A 16,236-nucleotide genomic window follows, 5' to 3' on the forward strand; every position below is an offset into this window, starting at 1 on the left:
GCGCTCACTTTCGACCATGGTCTAACCAGGGTGGTGACGCGGCCGGGGGTGGATGGGGCAAACTGAGGGGGATCGGTCGCTGCGATGCTGCGACCGCACATACAAAGTCAACGTGCAAGTGAGGGTGCCATGGCTGATATCTACCCCGTCGATCCGCAGTTCGCCGCCAAGGCACGCATCGACAAGAAGACCTATGAACAGCAGTACCAGGCGTCGGTGGCCGATCCGGATGGATTCTGGGGCAAGGCGGCCGAGCGCCTGCAATGGATGCGCAGGCCGACGATGATCAAGAACGTCAGCTATGACCTGTCCGACTTCCGCATCAAGTGGTTCGAGGATGGCGAGCTCAATGCCAGCGTGAACTGCCTGGATCGCCAGCTCGAGACGCGCGGCGACAAGACCGCCTTGTTGTTCGAGCCAGACGGCCCGGATGCACCGGCCCAGCACGTGACCTATCGCGAGCTGTACGAGCGCACCTGCCGCCTCGGCAATGCGCTACGCAACCTTGGGGTCAGGAAGGGCGACCGGGTCACCATCTACCTGCCGATGATCGTCGACGCCGCGGTGGCCATGCTGGCCTGCGCGCGCATCGGTGCGATCCACTCGGTGGTATTCGGTGGCTTCGCGCCGAACTCGATCGCCGACCGCGTCAGCGACTGCCAGAGCAAGCTGATCATCACTGCCGACGAAGGCCTGCGCGGTGGCCGCAGGATTCCGCTGAAGGCCAACGTCGATGCCGCGCTGAAGCTGCCGGGCACGAACACGGTTGAAACCGTGCTGGTGGTGCGCCACACCGGTGGCGCGGTGGACATGCAGGCCCCGCGCGACCGCTGGTTCCACGATGTCGTGGACAGCCAGCCGTCGACCTGCGAACCGGAACGCATGAACGCGGAAGACCCGTTGTTCATCCTCTACACCTCCGGTTCCACCGGCAAGCCGAAGGGTGTGCTGCACACCACCGGCGGCTACCTGCTGTATGCGGCCTACACCCATGAAGCGGTGTTCGACCTGCGCGAGGACGACATCTACTGGTGCACCGCCGACGTCGGCTGGGTCACCGGCCACAGCTACATCGTGTACGGGCCACTGGCCAACGGTGCGACCTCGCTGATGTTCGAAGGCGTGCCGAACTATCCGGACACCTCGCGCTTCTGGAACGTGATCGACAAGCACAAGGTGAGCATCTTCTACACCGCCCCGACCGCGATCCGTGCGCTGATGCGCGAAGGCGAGGAGCCGGTGAAGAAGACCTCGCGCGCGTCGCTGCGCCTGCTCGGCAGCGTCGGCGAGCCGATCAATCCGGAAGCCTGGCGCTGGTACTACGAAGTGGTCGGCGACAGCCGCTGCCCGATCGTCGATACCTGGTGGCAGACCGAAACCGGCGGCATCCTGATCTCGCCGCTGGCCGGCGCGATGGACCTCAAGCCGGGTTCAGCCACCCTGCCCTTCTTCGGCGTGCAGCCGGCGCTGGTCAATGCCGATGGCGAGATCCAGGACGGACCGACCGAAGGCAACCTGATCATCCGTGATTCCTGGCCGGGCCAGATGCGCACGGTCTACGGCGACCACCAGCGCTTCATCGATACGTATTTCCGCACCTACCCGGGCAGCTACTTCACCGGTGACGGTTGCCGCCGTGACGAAGACGGCTATTACTGGATCACCGGCCGCGTCGACGACGTGATCAATGTGTCCGGCCATCGCATCGGCACCGCCGAAGTGGAAAGCGCGCTGGTCTCGCATCCGAAGGTGGCCGAAGCGGCGGTCGTGGGCTTCCCGCACGACGTCAAGGGCCAGGGCATCTATGCCTATGTGACCCTGGTGGCCGAAGAGACCCCCAGCGATGAACTGCACAAGGAGCTGATCGCCTGGGTGCGCAAGGAGATCGGCCCGATCGCCACGCCGGACCACCTGCAGTGGGCGCCGGGCCTGCCGAAGACCCGCTCGGGCAAGATCATGCGCCGCATCCTGCGCAAGATTGCCGAGAACGCGCCGGACCAGCTTGGCGACACCTCGACCCTGGCCGATCCGTCGGTGGTAGCGTCGCTGGTGGACGAGCGCAAGGTGCGCTGACGTACGACCCGGGGTCGGATCCCTTTCCGCAAGGAAAGGGCTCTGACCCCATCTGCTTTCCCCCACGGTTCCCCCCGACCATGACCACCCTCCTGATTGCCGATGACCATCCACTGTTCCGCGAAGCCCTGCGTGGGGCCGTGCAGCGGGTCATCCCCGGCGTGCAGCTGTTCGAGGCCGACAGCGTGGAAGCGCTGTACGCGCTGGCCGACCAGCACAACGACGCCGACCTGGTCCTGATGGATCTCAACATGCCCGGTGCGCAGGGCTTCAACGCACTGGTGCACATGCGATCGCTGCACCCGCACCTGCCGGTGGTGGTGGTGTCCGCGCGCGAAGAGGCCACGGTGATGCGCCGCGCACTCGACCACGGCGCGCTCGGCTTCATCCCGAAGTCTGCGGATTCGGACACCATCGGGCATGCGCTGGGCACCATCCTCGATGGCGAGACCTGGGCACCGCCGGAAGCGCACAACGTGCCGCCCACCGGCAGCGAAGAACGCGAAGTGGGCCAGCGCCTGCGCGAACTGACCCCACAGCAGTTCCGCGTGCTGCAGATGCTGGGCGCCGGCCGCTTGAACAAGCAGATCGCCTACGACCTCAACGTCTCCGAAGCGACGATCAAGGCCCACGTCACAGCCATCCTGCGCAAGCTGGGCGTGACCAACCGCACCCAGGCCGTGCTGATGGCCGGCAAGCTGGCGATCGACGACGACGCCATTGTGCTGCCGCCGGAAGAAGACTGATCGTGCGGGGCGATGGAGCCGAGCATGGGCTCGGCTCTACAGACTTCATGATGCCCGTGTAGAGCCGAGCCCGCGCTCGGCTGCTCCTGGCCTCAATACCCATCACCCCCAAAGCGGCCATCGACTCCACACATAGGGGTATTCCCCGATGCGCGTGGCCAATCCTGCACGCACGGGATTGGCCGCGATGTACATCGCCTGCGTGCACAGGCACTCATCGCCGCGCAGCGCATGATCGTAGTATCCCGGCTGCCAGATCGGCGCGCTCGCATCAATGCGCCTGGCGATGGATCTTCCACTCCGGGACTTCAGGATCTGCATGCAGCCGGCCAGCGTGCCCGTACGCAACTCGATCAACCAATGCAGGTGGTCCGGCATGATCACCCAGGCCAGGGAGAAGGTACGACCGGTTCGCTCGACTGTGCGCAGCGCTTCGATCAGAAGATCGACGTTGCCCTTGTCGTCGAACCAAGGACGGCGTGCGCGTGTCACAGCCGTGATCGCGTAGACATTGCCGGTCTGCGACCAGCGACCAAAGCGGAGTGCAGGACTGGCCATGCGAAGAGGCTATGGCACGCGTGACAGCCTCTCCATCAGTGCAACACCGCAATGCTTGTCAGCCAACACCCTGATGTAGAGCCGAGCCCATGCTCGGCTGCCATGCAAAGCAGCCGAGCGTGGGCTCGGCTCTACAGGTTTCCCTGCTTACCCCACGCCGTGCAGGTGTTCGTACAGGATCGTCGCGCCGATGATCACCAGGATCACGCCGCCGATGATCTCGGCACGCTTGCCGACCATGCTGCCCAGCACGCGGCCGAGCATGATGCCGACGGTGACCATGGTCAGCGTGCACAGACCGATGACCGCCGCCATCACGCCGATATGCACGTCCATGAAGGCCAGGCCGATGCCCACAGCCATCGCGTCGATGCTGGTGGCGAAACCGGTCAGCGCCAGCTTCCAGAAGCCATGGTGCTGCGAAGGGTCTTCATCATCTTCGCCACTGTCCGGGCGCAGGCCGTTGTAGATCATGTGGATGCCCAGCGCGCCGAGCAGGCCGAACGCGATCCAGTGGTCGAAAGCTTCCACGTACTGCAGGGCGGCACGGCCGAGCAGCCAGCCGATGATGGGCGTGATCGCCTCGATGACACCGAAGATGATGCCGGCGCGCAGCGCGTCACGGAACACCGGCTTGCGCATGGCCGCACCCTTGCCGATCGCCGCAGCGAAGGCATCGGTGGACATGGCAAAGCCGATCAGGAGGATCGAAATGGGGGACATTGGCGACTGCTGAAGGTCGGGCTAGGACGGAGGCACGGCCGGCGCTCGCGCCCAACCTGACGTTGCGCGCGCGGGCCGTTGGTCTCGCCAACCATCATGGTTGTCCACGCCACGGCGCACTGGCCGAGTATGTTGACGTGGACGATTCCTGCGAAGGAATCCGGCTACTCCCCAAGGGGACGCGAAGCTTAGCATCGCGATCCACGCGTGGCGCATTTCCATCGAAACGCGCAGGCAGGGCTGGTTTGTATAGCGATGGCTATATCGGCGCCGTGCAGCGCGCGGAAGCCGAGCATGGGCTCGGCTCTACAGAGGGGCCGCGCAAGTGGATTCTTGTAGAGCCGAGCCAATGCTCGGCTGCTGTTCGTCCGGGCCACGGAACACCATGCCGCGTGCAGGAGCCGAGCATAGGCTCGGCTCTACAGTTGCCAATCAGGCATCGCTGTTGCCGGCGTCGCGCAGCGCGCCGAGGAAGGCGCGCAGCGAGGCCGGCTTGATCGGCTTGGTCAGCACGCGGTAGCCACGCTCGCGTGCCATCCGCTTCAGTTCGTCACGCCCATCGGCGGTCAGCAGCGCACCCGGCAGCGGGTAGCCGGCCGCCTCGCGCAGCGCCACCAGGGCATCCAGGCCATCCATGCGATCGTGCAGGTGGTAGTCCACCAGCATCACCTGCGGCCGCTCGGCGATCTTCTCCAGTGCCTGGTCGACGGTGGCGGCAGTGATCACCTGCACCTGCCAGCGGCCGAGCAGCGCGCGCATGCCGTCGAGGATTTCCTCGTCGTTGTCCACGCACAGCACCCGCAGGCCCGCCAGCGAATCGCTGCGCACCGGTGTGGCCACGGCCTGGGTCGCCTTGGCAGGCTCGGTGTAGCCGGGCAAGGGCGCAACCCGCGGCAGGATGATCGAGAACATCGAGCCGCTGCCAACCCGGCTGCGCGCATTGAGGCGATGGTCGAGCAGGCGCGAGATGCGCTGGCAGATCGACAGGCCCAGGCCCAACCCCTGCTCGCCCCAGTCGAACGGCTGCTGGTAGCGGTGGAACTCGTCGAAGATCTGCCGCATGTGGTGTTCGGGAATGCCGGGGCCGGTATCCCACACCTGCAGTTCCACCTCGTCGCCGCGCTGGCGCACGGCCAGCACGATGCGGCCCTGGCGGGTATAGCGCAGTGCATTGGCCAGGAAGTTCTGCAGTACGCGGCGCAGCAGGCGGCGATCGCTGCGTACCCAGGCCGCGCGCGCGAACAGGTCCAGTCGCAGGCCACGACCGGCGGCGACCGGCGTGTACTGCGCGGCCAGCTCGCGCATCAACGCACTCACATCGAATTCGCCGATCACCGGGTGCAGGCCACCGGCATCCAGCCGCGACACGTCCAGCAGGCCATCAAGCAGTTCTTCGGCAGCGCGCAGCGACGCGTCCACGCGTTCGGCCAGATGCTTCTGTTCGTCGCTCACGTGATCGCTGTCGCGCAGCGCGGACGCAAACAGGCGCGCCGCATTCAACGGCTGCAGCACGTCATGGCTGATCGCCGCCAGGAAACGGGTCTTCGACTGCTGCGCGACCTCGGCCTCATGCGAGCGTTCGGCCACGCGCTGTTCCAGCGTCTCGTTGGCTTCAAGCAGCGCCTTTTCGGCATGCTTGTAGTCGGTGATGTCGTTGTAGCTGGTCACGTAACCGCCGCCGGGCAGCGCTTGGCCGCGCATCTCGATCACCTTGCCGTCGCTGCGGGTGCGCTCGAACACGTGCGGCGAACCGGCGCGCATGTAACCGATGCGGCGGTTGATCTGCACTTCGATGTCGCCCTCGCCCAGCTCGCCGCGCTCGGCGTTGTAGCGGATCAGGTCGGCCACCGGGCGGCCCACGTAGAGCATGCCGTCGGGGTAGCCGAACATGTCCTGGTACCGGCGGTTCCACGCGGTCAGGCGCATGTCCGGGTCGACCACGCTGACCCCGGCGCTGATGTTCTCCAGCGTGGTCGACAGGATCTCGCGGTTGAAGCGCAGTTCCTGCCCGGCTTCGTCCAGCACCGCCACCACTTCGCCCAGGTCCATGCCCGAACCCCGCAGCAGGCTGGTCAGCAGCAGGCGTGCGGAAGCCGCACCGATCGAGGCGGCCAGCAGGCGCTCGGTGAACTGCACCCACGGCCGGTCAGCCGGTGCCGAAGACTGCAGCTCGCGGCCCAGCGACTGTGCCTGCTCGAAGAACGAACGCCGCGCATGGCGTTCGCCGACCACGCGCGAAGCCAGCGCCAGCAGGTCGCCCACATGCACATGCCCAGGCCAGCCGCCGGCCACCGACGGGCGCTCGGCATACGGGTCGAGGAACGGTGCCGCACGCAGGCGCTCGTCGACGCCGGGCCGCCAGCGTGCGGACACCAGCATCATCGTGGCTGCATTGACCAGCAGCGACCAGAACGTGCCGTGGGTCAGCGGATCCCAGCCGGACATGCCGAACAGCTGCTGCGGACGCAGCCACTCGATGCCGAACGGGCCGTGCTGCACCCAGGCGGCGTCGACCCAGCCGGCCATGGTCATCGCCGGCAGCAGCAGGGTGTACAGCCAGGTGGCGAAGCCCAGCAGCATGCCCACTTCGACGCCGCGCCGGCTGGCACCGCGCCAGTACAGGCCGCCGATCAGGCCGGGCGCGAACTGCGCCACCGCTGCGAACGCCATCAGGCCGTACGAGGCCAGCGTGCTGTCGTTGCTGCTGGTGCGGTAGTAGCTGTAGGCCATCAGCGCCAGCAGCAGGATCGCCAGGCGGCGGATCCACAGCACGCGCGAGGCGACGTCGGCGGCTTCCTGGTGGTCACCGCTCCGACGCAGCAGCACCGGCATCACCAGATCATTGCTGACCATGGTCGCCAGCGCGATGGACGAGACGATGACCATGCCGGTGGCCGCCGAGAAGCCGCCCACGTAGGCGATCAGCGCCAGCGCATTGCGGCCTTCGGCCAGCGGCAGCGCCAGCACCATCGAATCGTCGGCGACGCTGCCGCCGGTGCCGAACAGGGTCACGCCGGCGGTGGCGATCGGCAGCACCATGCCCGAGATCAGCACCAGGTAACCGCCGAACATCCAGCGCGCGCGGCGCACGTCGCGCACCTCACCGCACTCGACCACGGCCACGTGGAACTGGCGCGGCAGGCAGATGATGGCGAGGAAACTGAGCAGGGTCTGCGAGATGAAGCCGACCGGCGGCAGGCCGGTGAACAGCGTATGCACCGATTCGACCACCGCATCGGTGCGGTCGCTCAGCCACAGGTAGGCGAACACGCCCACCGCCAGCATCGCCAGCAGCTTGATCACCGATTCGAAGGCGATCGCCAGCATCATGCCGTGGTGGTGCTCGGTGGCATCGACCTGGCGGGTGCCGAACAGGGTGGCGAACAGCGCCATCAGCAGCGCCACGTACAGCGCCGGGTCGGTGAAGAAGCCAGTGGGGCCGGTGTTGCCGGTCAGCACCTGCAGGCTCATCGCCACCGCTTTGTACTGCAACGCCAGGTACGGAATGATGCCGATCAGCGCGATGATCGCCACCAGCGCCGCCAGCCGCCGCGATCGACCGAAGCGCGAGGAGATGAAATCGGCGATGGAGACCACGTTCTGGCTGCGTGCAATCAGCGCCAGGCGCTCGATGATGCGCCAGCCGAACAACAGCAGCAGCAGCGGGCCGATGTAGATCGGCAGGTAGCCCACGCCATTGCGCACGGCGGTGCCGACCGCGCCGTAGAAGGTCCACGACGAGCAGTACACCGCCAGCGCCAGGCTGTAGACCACCGGCCGCAGCCACGGCCGGTCGGGGTACATCGGCCGACGGTCGCCCCACCACGCCACGCCGAACAGCAGCGCGGCATAGGCAACCGAGACCAGCAGCAGGATCCAGCTGGAGACCACGCGTGCGTTTCCGTCGGAAGAACCCGCAGTGTAGGCCAGGCGTGGCCGGGGATGCGGGCTCGTTGGGGGCAACCACCCCCACCAAGGTGGGGGCCTACGCGGTGCGGGCCACGACCGTTGGTCGTGGCCGGCTTCTTACTGGGCCGGCACGCCCATTTCCTTCAGCAGTTCCGGCGCCGGGTAGACCTTGGCCAGCAGCCAGCGCAGGTAGCGCATGTCCACGTGCACGGCGCGCTTGTAGCGCGGGTCGAACCACCAGCTGGCACTGACCGACTCCCAGTTGCTGTCGAAATTCAGGCCGATCAGTTCGCCCTTCGCATTGAGCACCGGCGAGCCGGAGTTGCCGCCGGTGGTGTCCAGGTTGGTCAGGAAGTTGACCGTCTGGGTGTTCAGTGCCGGATCGGCGGTGCTGCCGAAGTCACCCTTGGCGATCGCTGCCAGCAGCGGCTTGGGTGCGTCGAACGGATAGGCGTTGGTGTTCTTCTCGACGATGCCGGCCACGGTGGTCACCGGCGAGTAGGTCACGCCATCGCGCGGGTGCAGTGCCTCGACCCTGCCGTAGCTGATGCGCAGGGTGCGGTTGGCATCCGGGTAGACGGCGCGGCCCTGCTTGGCACGCCAGGCGAACAGCGCCTGCATGTAGGCCGGGCGCAGGCGCAGCTGCTCGCCCTCGCGGGTCTTGCTCTCGTTCTCGATGCGCAGCTGCGCGGCCACCAGCGGGCCGGCCACGGCGATCAACGGATCGGCGGCCAGGGCCTTGCCTTCGCGCGCAGCCGCGAACCGCGACAGGCGCTGCGCCTCGTCACCCAGCTGGGTGCCGGCGTACAGGGTGTCCAGTGCCGTGGCCAGCTGCTGCGGGGTACGGCCGAAGGCTGCGTCGAACTCGGCCACGCGCTGCGCGTCCGGCAGCTGCTGGTAACGGGTCAGCAGGGTGGTCAGCAGGGCCTTCTCGACCTCCGGTGCGTAGCGGCGCTGGACCTGCTTGAGCACGCCTTCGATCATCGCCTGGTCGCGCTGCTGGTAACCGCTCTCGCGCTGTGCGTCCGGCTTGGCCGATTCGATGCGCAGGCGTTCCAGCAGCAGCGCCGAGCGCAGCAACTGGCTCTGTGCGGCCATCTGGTCCAGCAGCAGGTCACGCTCGCCCACCGCCGCGCCCTGTGACAGGTTGGCCAGCAGCGCCTTGATGTCGCCCTGGTACTTGCGGTCGGTGGCGGCCAGCATCGCCGTCTCGTCGGCGGCACGCTGGGCCTTGGCATCGCTGCGCAGCAGGCCTTCCAGCTCACCGGCGGCGCGCTTGCGGTTGTTCTTCAGCGACTGCAGCTGCGAAGCGTAACGGGTACGTGCCTGCGCGTCCTTGGCGGTTGCCGCCTCGATGGTGTCGATCATCTGCTGGAACACCGAAACGCGGCGCGGCAGCACCGTGTCGATCTGGCCGGCGAATTCTGCCGCGGTACGGTGGCGGTAGGTGATGCCCGGATAACCGGCCAGCATCGCGTAGTCGCCCTCCTTCGGGCCCTCCACCGACATCTGCAGGTGTGCCGGCGCCTGGTAGGGCACGTTGTCCTTGCTGTAGGCGGCCGGCTTGCCGTCCTTGCCCACATAGGCGCGCAGCAGGGTGAAGTCGCCGGTGTGGCGCGGCCACATGAAATTGTCGATCTCATCGCCATAGTTGCCGATCGCACGCGGCGGCGCGTACACCAGGCGCACGTCGCTCAGTTCCAGCTGGGCGATGCGGTAGAAGTCGGTGCCGTAGTACATGTTGGCCACCGAGCAGCGCACGCTGCCGTCCTTCTCGCACTCGGCCACGATCTGCTTGCTGGCCGCATCGACGGCATCGAAGTAGGCACGGCCGGTCTTGCCGCGGGCCTGCGCCAGCACCTGATCGGTCACCTTGTCGAAGCCGACGGTGACCAGCACGCGGAAGTCCGGGTTGGCCGGGCGCTCGTCGGCACGGTCCCTGGCGATGAAGCCGCCGTTGATCAGGTCGTGCTCGGGCGAGCTGTTGTACTGGATCACGCCCATCGCCACGTGGTGGTTGGTCAGCAGCAGGCCGTCGCTGGACACGAACGAGCCGGTGCCGCCGCCCGCGCGCACCACCGCGCTCAGCGGCGGCGCGGTGACATTGGCTAGGTCGGCCGGATTGCCCTTGAAGCCAGCGGCCTGCAGCGGCTTGGCCAGTTCCGGCAGCTGGGTCGGCATCCACATGCCTTCATCGGCGTGGGCCCCGGCGGCGAGGGTCAGGCCCAATGCCAGGGCGGTGGGAAGGGCTTTGCGTGGTGACATGAGGCAATCCGGTACGACAGAACAGCCCGGGACCATAGCCGCTGGGGCCGGAAGGGGCAACGGCCGATCGTTGGGGCGGCGCGCGCGGTAGTGCCGGCCGCTGGCCGGCAACCCACGCAACTCGGGGGATACGGTGCGGCTGCCGGCCAGCGGCCGTTACTACCGCAGCCACGCATGGCGTGGCTCTACTTCTCCCGCCGCCAGTTGATCGACCCACGGTTTTCCACCGTGCTCGATTCCACTTCCACATCAAACCCGCGGCGCAGCAGGTACTTCAGCGTGATCACCGAACCGGCGCCCACCAGCGACACGCCGTAACCCACGTAAAGCTTGGGCGAGATGTACTTGCCGACGCCGATCACCGAGCCACCCAGCGCGCGCGACTGGCTCACGCCTGCATCGTCCAGGCCCAGCTTGGCACCCAGCTGCGAGGCGAGCAGGCCACTGCCGGCCGAGAGCGCCGCCGAGGCCGCGTTGACCTGCTGCGCCTGGTCGCTGCTGGCGCCGGTCAGGCTGCGTCCCAGCACCAGATAGGCCAGTGCCTCGGACTGCGACATCGCCGGATCGGACCACACGTCGGCACGCGGCTGCTGCGCACGCCCGGTCACGTCGATGCCGGCGGTGACATCACCGATGCGGCGCTCGGCACGGATGTTGATGCGCGGGTCGGACACCGCGTTGTAGTTCCAGTTGAGGTTGCCGCGGGTGATGGTCAGGTCCTGCCCATACGCCTTGTAGCGGCCGCTCACTTCCAGGCCGCCATTGGCAGTCATTTCGCGGCCGGGCTTGGCCCAGACCTGCATCTTGCCGGTCAGCGCGCCCTTCAGGCCGAACCCGGTCATCTTCACCTTGTCGCCCAGGCTGACCGTCAGGTCCATGTCCAGCGGCGAGGTGCGCGACTCTTCCGGATCGGCCGGGTCGAGCACCACCACGTCTTCGGACACCGAGGTGCCGCGGTCCAGGCGTTCCAGGTCGATGTCGGCCTCGGGCACGTGCACGGTACCGCGCAGCTCCATCGCCGCCTTGGCCAGGGTGAAGTCGAGGTTGGGGTTGGCGACGATGCGCAGTTCGCTGGTGTTGGACAGCAGCACGTTCTCGCCATGGATCTTCAGCTGCAGCGGCTGCGCATCGCCGAACCACGACAGGCCACCGTCCACGTACAGCGTGCCCTGGCCGGAGTTGGCCTGCGCGGTGATCTTGGCCGAACCATCGGGCTGGGCCACGAAGCTGCCCTTGCCCTGGTCGAAGGTCAGGCCAAGCGCCGGGAATTCACCCTTGAAGTTGCTCAGCTGTGCGTCGCCACCCAGCGACGGCTGGCCTCGCGTACCGCGCAGGCTGACGTGGCCTTCGATCAGGCCGGTCGGCCGCACGATGTCCGGCGAGAACAGCTCCAGCCAGTACAGCCGCGACATGTTGAGGTAGAGCTCACCGTTCAGCGGTGCACTGGCTTCCCAGCCGGTCTGCATCTTCGCGTCGACGAAGCCATTGCCCTGGAAGCCCATGCCCAGGTAACCCTTGATGCTGGCCGGGGTCATGTCGAGCTTCAGCGAGAACTGGTCATAGCGCACCAGCTCGCCGCGGGTGGTATCGCCCACGGTGTTGCGGTTCTCGCCCAGGCGCACGCCGCCTTCCTTCGAGCGCACTTCCACATGGCCTTCCCAGGCGTTGCCGCGCGGGCGGATCTGCGCGTCCAGGCCGACCTCGCCGCGCAGGTAGATGCGGCGGCCGGACTGCGGCGGCAACCACGGCTGCACCAGCGCCAGCGGCAGCGCGTCACTGCGCACCACCAGGCCTTCGCGCGGCCAGTTGGCCTGTGCGCACAGCGCGCCGCTGCTGGCGGCGGCCAGGCAGGCTTCGGACAGGGTGTAGGTGCTGCCGTTGATCGCGAATGCCGCCGGTGCACGCAGCGACCAGGCATCGCCCTTCACCGGTGCGATGCGCAGCGACGCCAGCTCGCCACGCCACTGCGTGCCTTGCTGGCGCACGCTGCCCTGCAGCTCGACCGCACCCATCTCGTTGCGGGTCTGCGCAGCCAGGCGCAGGTTGGACACACTGCCCTGCGCGTCGATGTTCAGCCGCTCCAGCAGCATGCCCGCGTTGACCTGCTGGCCCTGCACCGCCAGCGCGCCGCTGTCGCCGCGCCACGGCAGGCGGCCCTTGATGCTCACACTCTCGGCGCCGTAGCCATCCCAGTTGAGGTTGTTGCCGACCAGGTCGGCGGTGATGTCCGGCGCATCGCGCGGGCCCTTCACCTGCACCTGGCCGCGCAGGCCACCGTCGGCGCCCGGCAGCAGGTCGCTCAACTGCAGCGGCTCGAAACGCGCATCGATGTCGAGGCGGTCGCCGACCTTGCCCGACGCGGTCACCCGGCTGCTGCCCAACGCCAGTTTCAGGTCGCCCTGGCCCTGCGCGCCCTGCAGCGCGAACCTGCCCTGCGCGTCGAGATTGCGCTGGCGCAGCATGCCCTTCAGCGAGGGCAGGTCCACCGTGGCTTCCAGCGTACCCGCGGTGCCCGGTGCGGCATTGGCCGGCGGCGGCAGCTGGCGGCCCTTGGAGGCCAGGTTGCCGGACAGGCGGCCATTCCAGCCCGGCACGAAATAGCCGGGGTCGAAGTCCTTCAGCGTGGCCTTGGCGTCCCAGTCCAGCCGCGGCGCCCACGCCACCTGGCCTTCCACCTGCAGCTGGCCACCGGGCGTCTGCGCCTGCAGCTGGTGGATCGACGCCGCCTGGTCGTTGCCACGCACATCGAAGTGCAGCTGCGCTTTCTGCTTTTCGCGTTCGACCTCGGCACGGCCGATCGCCGCCCAGGCCTTCAGGGTACCGGCCAGGCCGAAGCGTGCTTCCTTCAGGGTGACCGGCACCGGTGCGCTGCCGGCGGTGTTCGGATCGGGCGCCGGTACATAGGTCAGGTCACGTGCGACCACCGAGAAGTTGAGTTTCTGCTGGTCTTCCTGGCTGAAATCGGCGGTGCCCTCCAGGCGGGCTTCGCCACCGAGGCCCTTCAGCAGCAGCGGCGAAACCTTCAGCACCTGGTCCTGCAATGACACCACCGACGGTGCCAGTTCCAGTTCCTGCTCGCCCTGCTTCACCTTGCCACGCAGGTTGGCATTGCCGCCCTTGCCGGCGGCGGTGAAGTCCAGCGACAACGGCGCAATCGCCGAGCTCGCCAATGCCGGCGACAGCAGCGCCAGATCCAGCTCGTCGCTGCGCACGCTGGCGTTCCAGGTCGGGTCGGTGCGGCCATCGAACACCAGCATCGCGTGCAGCGGCTTCGGTGCGCGCCCGGCTACCGCCACTTCCATGTGCGACAGGTCACCGCGGGCGACCAGGCCGACGGTAGCGGCGGTGCGCCCACGCGGTGCCGGCAACACCGCCGTCACCGTCACGTCGGTGTCGTAGTCCTTGGCCGGGATGTAACGGCCCTGGGCAGTGAAGTTGCCCATGTCACTGTCCACCACCAGCTTGTGCGCCTGGAACTCGCCGTTGGCGATCTCGATGCCGCCGCGCACGCGGCTGATGTCGATCACCGGTTCGTTGGCCTGGCTGATGCGGAAGCCGTCGATGGCGATGGCATCAGCCTGGATCGCCAGCGGCATCTCGATCTGCGGCAGGGAATCGGGCCAGGACGGCAGCTTGAACGGCTCATCGCTCTTGGCCAGGTTCAACGTCGCGTTGGTCAGCTCCAGCTTGTCCAGCAGCAGCTTGCGGCCCAGCAGCGGGCGCAGGTCCGGCTCCAGGTGCGCACGCTCGGCGTGGAAATGGATGTCGTCATAGCGGAAGTCGACGTTGTACAGGGTCAGCGGCCCGGCCACCGGGCCCTCCACCTTGTCCCAGGTGAAGCTGGCACCCACCGGCAGCCGCGCCACCACCTGGGCCAGCAGTACGTCACGGCCGGCCACGGTCTGCAGCAGCCAGTACACCGCCAGCAGGGCCAGCAGCACCAGGCCAAGCACGCCCACACCGGACCAGGCCCAGAAGCGGCGGCGGCGGTAGAAACGCACGCGTGGCGGCGGGGTGTTCGGGGTCGGTGCGGACGCGCTCACAGGTCCGCTCCGATGTTCAGGTACAGCTGGAACTGCGAATCCGGGTTGTTCAGGCCGTGCGCCACGTCGATGCGCACCGGGCCCACCGGCGATTTCCAGCGTACGCCGAAGCCGACGCCGGTATGCAGGTCGATGGTGTTGTCAAAGGCACTGCCGGTATCGACGAACACCGCCGCACCCCAGGGGCCACCGTTGAAGTAGTGCTCGTACTCGGCCGAGCCGATCACCAGGTTCTTGGCACCCAGCGCATACTTGTCCGGCTTCGGCGTACGCGGGCCGACCTCACGGTAGGCGTAGCCGCGGATGCTGCGGTCACCACCGGCGAAGTAGCGCAGGCTCGGCGGCATCGCCACCAGATCGCTGGTCCACGTGGTGCCGCCCTCGCCGCGCAGGATAAGGCGGTTGCTTTCACCCACCGGGATGTACCAGCGCAACACGGCGTTGGCCTGCACGAAGCTGGTATCCGAGCCGGCGCCTTCCACGCCGGCACGCACCGTTGCGGCGCCGCTGATGCCCTTGCGCGGGAACATCTCGTCGTCGACGTTGACGTAGTCGGCAACCATCTGCGGGTACACCAGCGTCGAGGTGTTGTAGACGGCGTCGGTGAATTCGGTGCCGGAGGCATAGCGCCAGCGCTCGCGCAGCGCGTTGATCGAGGCGATCGCGGTCCAGTGTTCGTTGATCTCGCCGCTGCGGCTGGCGATCAGCTTGAAGTTGCGCAGGTCGATGTAGTCGGTCTGCTCGTCGTACGCGCTGGCAGCGAAGGTGTACCAGCCATCAAGCCAGTTGAAGGCCGGAATGCGGTAACTGGTGACCAGGCTCTTGCGCTTCTGCGCATAGTCCAGCTGCGTGTTCATCTTGTGGCCGCGGTTGTTCAGGAACCGCCGCTCGATGCCACCGCGCACACCCGGGCCGCTCTCGCTGCCGTAGCTCAGGCCTGCGGTGTAGATGGTGCGCTTGGCCCGGGTCAGCTTCACATCCACCGGCACTTCGCCGTTTTCATCGGCCTGGTCCGGGCGCGGCTGGATGTCGATCACGCTGAAGTAGTCCAGCTTGGTCAGCGACTCGCGCAGCCGGTCCAGCTTGCCCTCGTGGTAGTAGCTGCCCTGGTCCCAGTACACCAGTGGATCGAACAGCTTGTCGACGAAGTAATCCTGCTCGAAGCGCACCGGGCCCATGTTGTAGCGGCGGCCGCTGTCCCAGGTCAGGTCGATGTCGGCGGCGTTGTCGGCGCGGGTGATCTGCACCTGGCGCTGGGTGTAGTCGGCATCGAAGTAGCCACGCTCGGCCAGGCGCCGGGTGATGGTGATCTTGCTGGCTTCGTACTGGGTGTGCTCGAAGCGCTGGCCCTTGCGGGGCTTGAAGGCGGCCAGGTCGTCCTGCAGGTACTGGTCGTACATCGCCGGGCCGGTGATGTCGATATGCTCGCGGCGCACGGTCACCGGGGCGCCCTTGTCGACATGGATCAGCACGCGCACGTGCTCGTCCTCACGCGGCGCCTCCACCTTGATCACCGGGTTGTAGTAGCCGAACGGCTCCAGCGCCTGGCGGGTCTGCCGCTCGGCCTGCGACAGCAGGTACTCCAGGCGCGATTCGCCCTGCTCCTTGCCGATCGTGTCGTACAGCGACAGCGATTCCTGGATGTTCTCGATGATTGCGGCGTCGTCGCCCTTGTCCAATCCCTTGATGTCCACCTTGTCGATGGTGCCGCGTGCATGGACCACGGAAGTGGCGGCCAGCGACAAGACCATCAGCGGCAGGGCGTATTTCTTTGGCTGCATGCGGCACAGCATACCGACCGGAGGTGACGATGCGAAATGCACCACGTCATTGGGGATCGGTTGTTAAGTGGCGGTCAAAATGCGCGCCTTTGTGGCGATCATCGTGATCGCAGGCGAGGATGCCGGCATCGTCCACGA

The 16,236-nt window shown here is 67.2% G+C and carries 8 protein-coding genes and 1 riboswitch; of the genes, 2 read left to right on the plus strand and 6 right to left on the minus strand.

Going from position 1 to position 16,236, the window contains the following annotated elements; translation table 11 throughout:
- Nucleotides 1–129 precede the first annotated feature (129 nt).
- Nucleotides 130–2,073 carry an acetate--CoA ligase gene (acs, locus tag ACMGRF_RS18080; RefSeq protein ID WP_262256465.1) on the plus strand — a complete coding sequence of 648 codons (1,944 nt, stop codon included), beginning with the start codon at nt 130–132 and terminating at the stop codon, nt 2,071–2,073.
- An 80-nt stretch (nt 2,074–2,153) separates the two neighbouring features.
- On the plus strand, nt 2,154–2,819 hold the full coding sequence (locus tag ACMGRF_RS18085) for a response regulator transcription factor (RefSeq protein WP_006477308.1): 666 nt from the start codon (nt 2,154–2,156) through the stop codon (nt 2,817–2,819).
- 102 nt (nt 2,820–2,921) lie between these two features.
- On the opposite strand, the gene ACMGRF_RS18090 is transcribed toward ACMGRF_RS18085, so the two are convergent.
- The 6 genes from ACMGRF_RS18090 to ACMGRF_RS18115 all read right to left on the minus strand — a co-directional run bounded on the left by ACMGRF_RS18090 (nt 2,922) and on the right by ACMGRF_RS18115 (nt 16,110).
- The gene (locus ACMGRF_RS18090; RefSeq protein WP_180880089.1) at nt 2,922–3,377 is read right to left on the minus strand and encodes an REP-associated tyrosine transposase; all 456 of its coding nucleotides are present in this window, start codon (nt 3,375–3,377) and stop codon (nt 2,922–2,924) included.
- A gap of 147 nt (nt 3,378–3,524) precedes the next feature.
- Complete coding sequence (locus ACMGRF_RS18095) at nt 3,525–4,100, minus strand: manganese efflux pump MntP family protein (RefSeq protein ID WP_053498787.1); 576 nt, start codon at nt 4,098–4,100, stop codon at nt 3,525–3,527.
- A gap of 10 nt (nt 4,101–4,110) precedes the next feature.
- Nucleotides 4,111–4,279: riboswitch (yybP-ykoY riboswitch) on the minus strand.
- A gap of 253 nt (nt 4,280–4,532) precedes the next feature.
- Nucleotides 4,533–7,991 (minus strand): PAS domain-containing hybrid sensor histidine kinase/response regulator, encoded by a 3,459-nt coding sequence (locus ACMGRF_RS18100; RefSeq protein WP_049440557.1) that lies wholly within the window; start codon nt 7,989–7,991, stop codon nt 4,533–4,535.
- Between the two features lie 135 nt (nt 7,992–8,126).
- Nucleotides 8,127–10,274, minus strand: coding sequence for a S46 family peptidase (locus ACMGRF_RS18105; protein WP_049412020.1), 2,148 nt, complete (start codon nt 10,272–10,274; stop codon nt 8,127–8,129).
- 185 nt (nt 10,275–10,459) lie between these two features.
- Nucleotides 10,460–14,317 (minus strand): translocation/assembly module TamB domain-containing protein, encoded by a 3,858-nt coding sequence (locus ACMGRF_RS18110; protein ID WP_414485453.1) that lies wholly within the window; start codon nt 14,315–14,317, stop codon nt 10,460–10,462.
- Entirely contained in the window at nt 14,314–16,110 is a 1,797-nt protein-coding gene (locus ACMGRF_RS18115; protein WP_032954656.1) for an autotransporter assembly complex protein TamA, read from the minus strand. The genes ACMGRF_RS18110 and ACMGRF_RS18115 overlap by 4 nt, the downstream gene beginning before the upstream one ends.
- Between the last annotated feature and the right edge of the window lie 126 nt (nt 16,111–16,236).

This window comes from Stenotrophomonas sp. EMP41 (assembly GCF_047495535.1).
Classification (GTDB): Bacteria; Pseudomonadota; Gammaproteobacteria; order Xanthomonadales; family Xanthomonadaceae; genus Stenotrophomonas; species Stenotrophomonas sepilia.

What these genes read in the sequence shown, in the direction of transcription:
- acs (WP_262256465.1), top strand. Translation starts at nt 130, where the DNA reads ATGGCTGATATCTACCCCGTCGATCCGCAGTTCGCCGCCAAGGCACGC.
- ACMGRF_RS18085 (WP_006477308.1), top strand. Translation starts at nt 2,154, where the DNA reads ATGACCACCCTCCTGATTGCCGATGACCATCCACTGTTCCGCGAAGCC.
- ACMGRF_RS18090 (WP_180880089.1), bottom strand. Translation starts at nt 3,377, where the DNA reads ATGGCCAGTCCTGCACTCCGCTTTGGTCGCTGGTCGCAGACCGGCAAT.
- ACMGRF_RS18095 (WP_053498787.1), bottom strand. Translation starts at nt 4,100, where the DNA reads ATGTCCCCCATTTCGATCCTCCTGATCGGCTTTGCCATGTCCACCGAT.
- ACMGRF_RS18105 (WP_049412020.1), bottom strand. Translation starts at nt 10,274, where the DNA reads ATGTCACCACGCAAAGCCCTTCCCACCGCCCTGGCATTGGGCCTGACC.
- ACMGRF_RS18115 (WP_032954656.1), bottom strand. Translation starts at nt 16,110, where the DNA reads ATGCTGTGCCGCATGCAGCCAAAGAAATACGCCCTGCCGCTGATGGTC.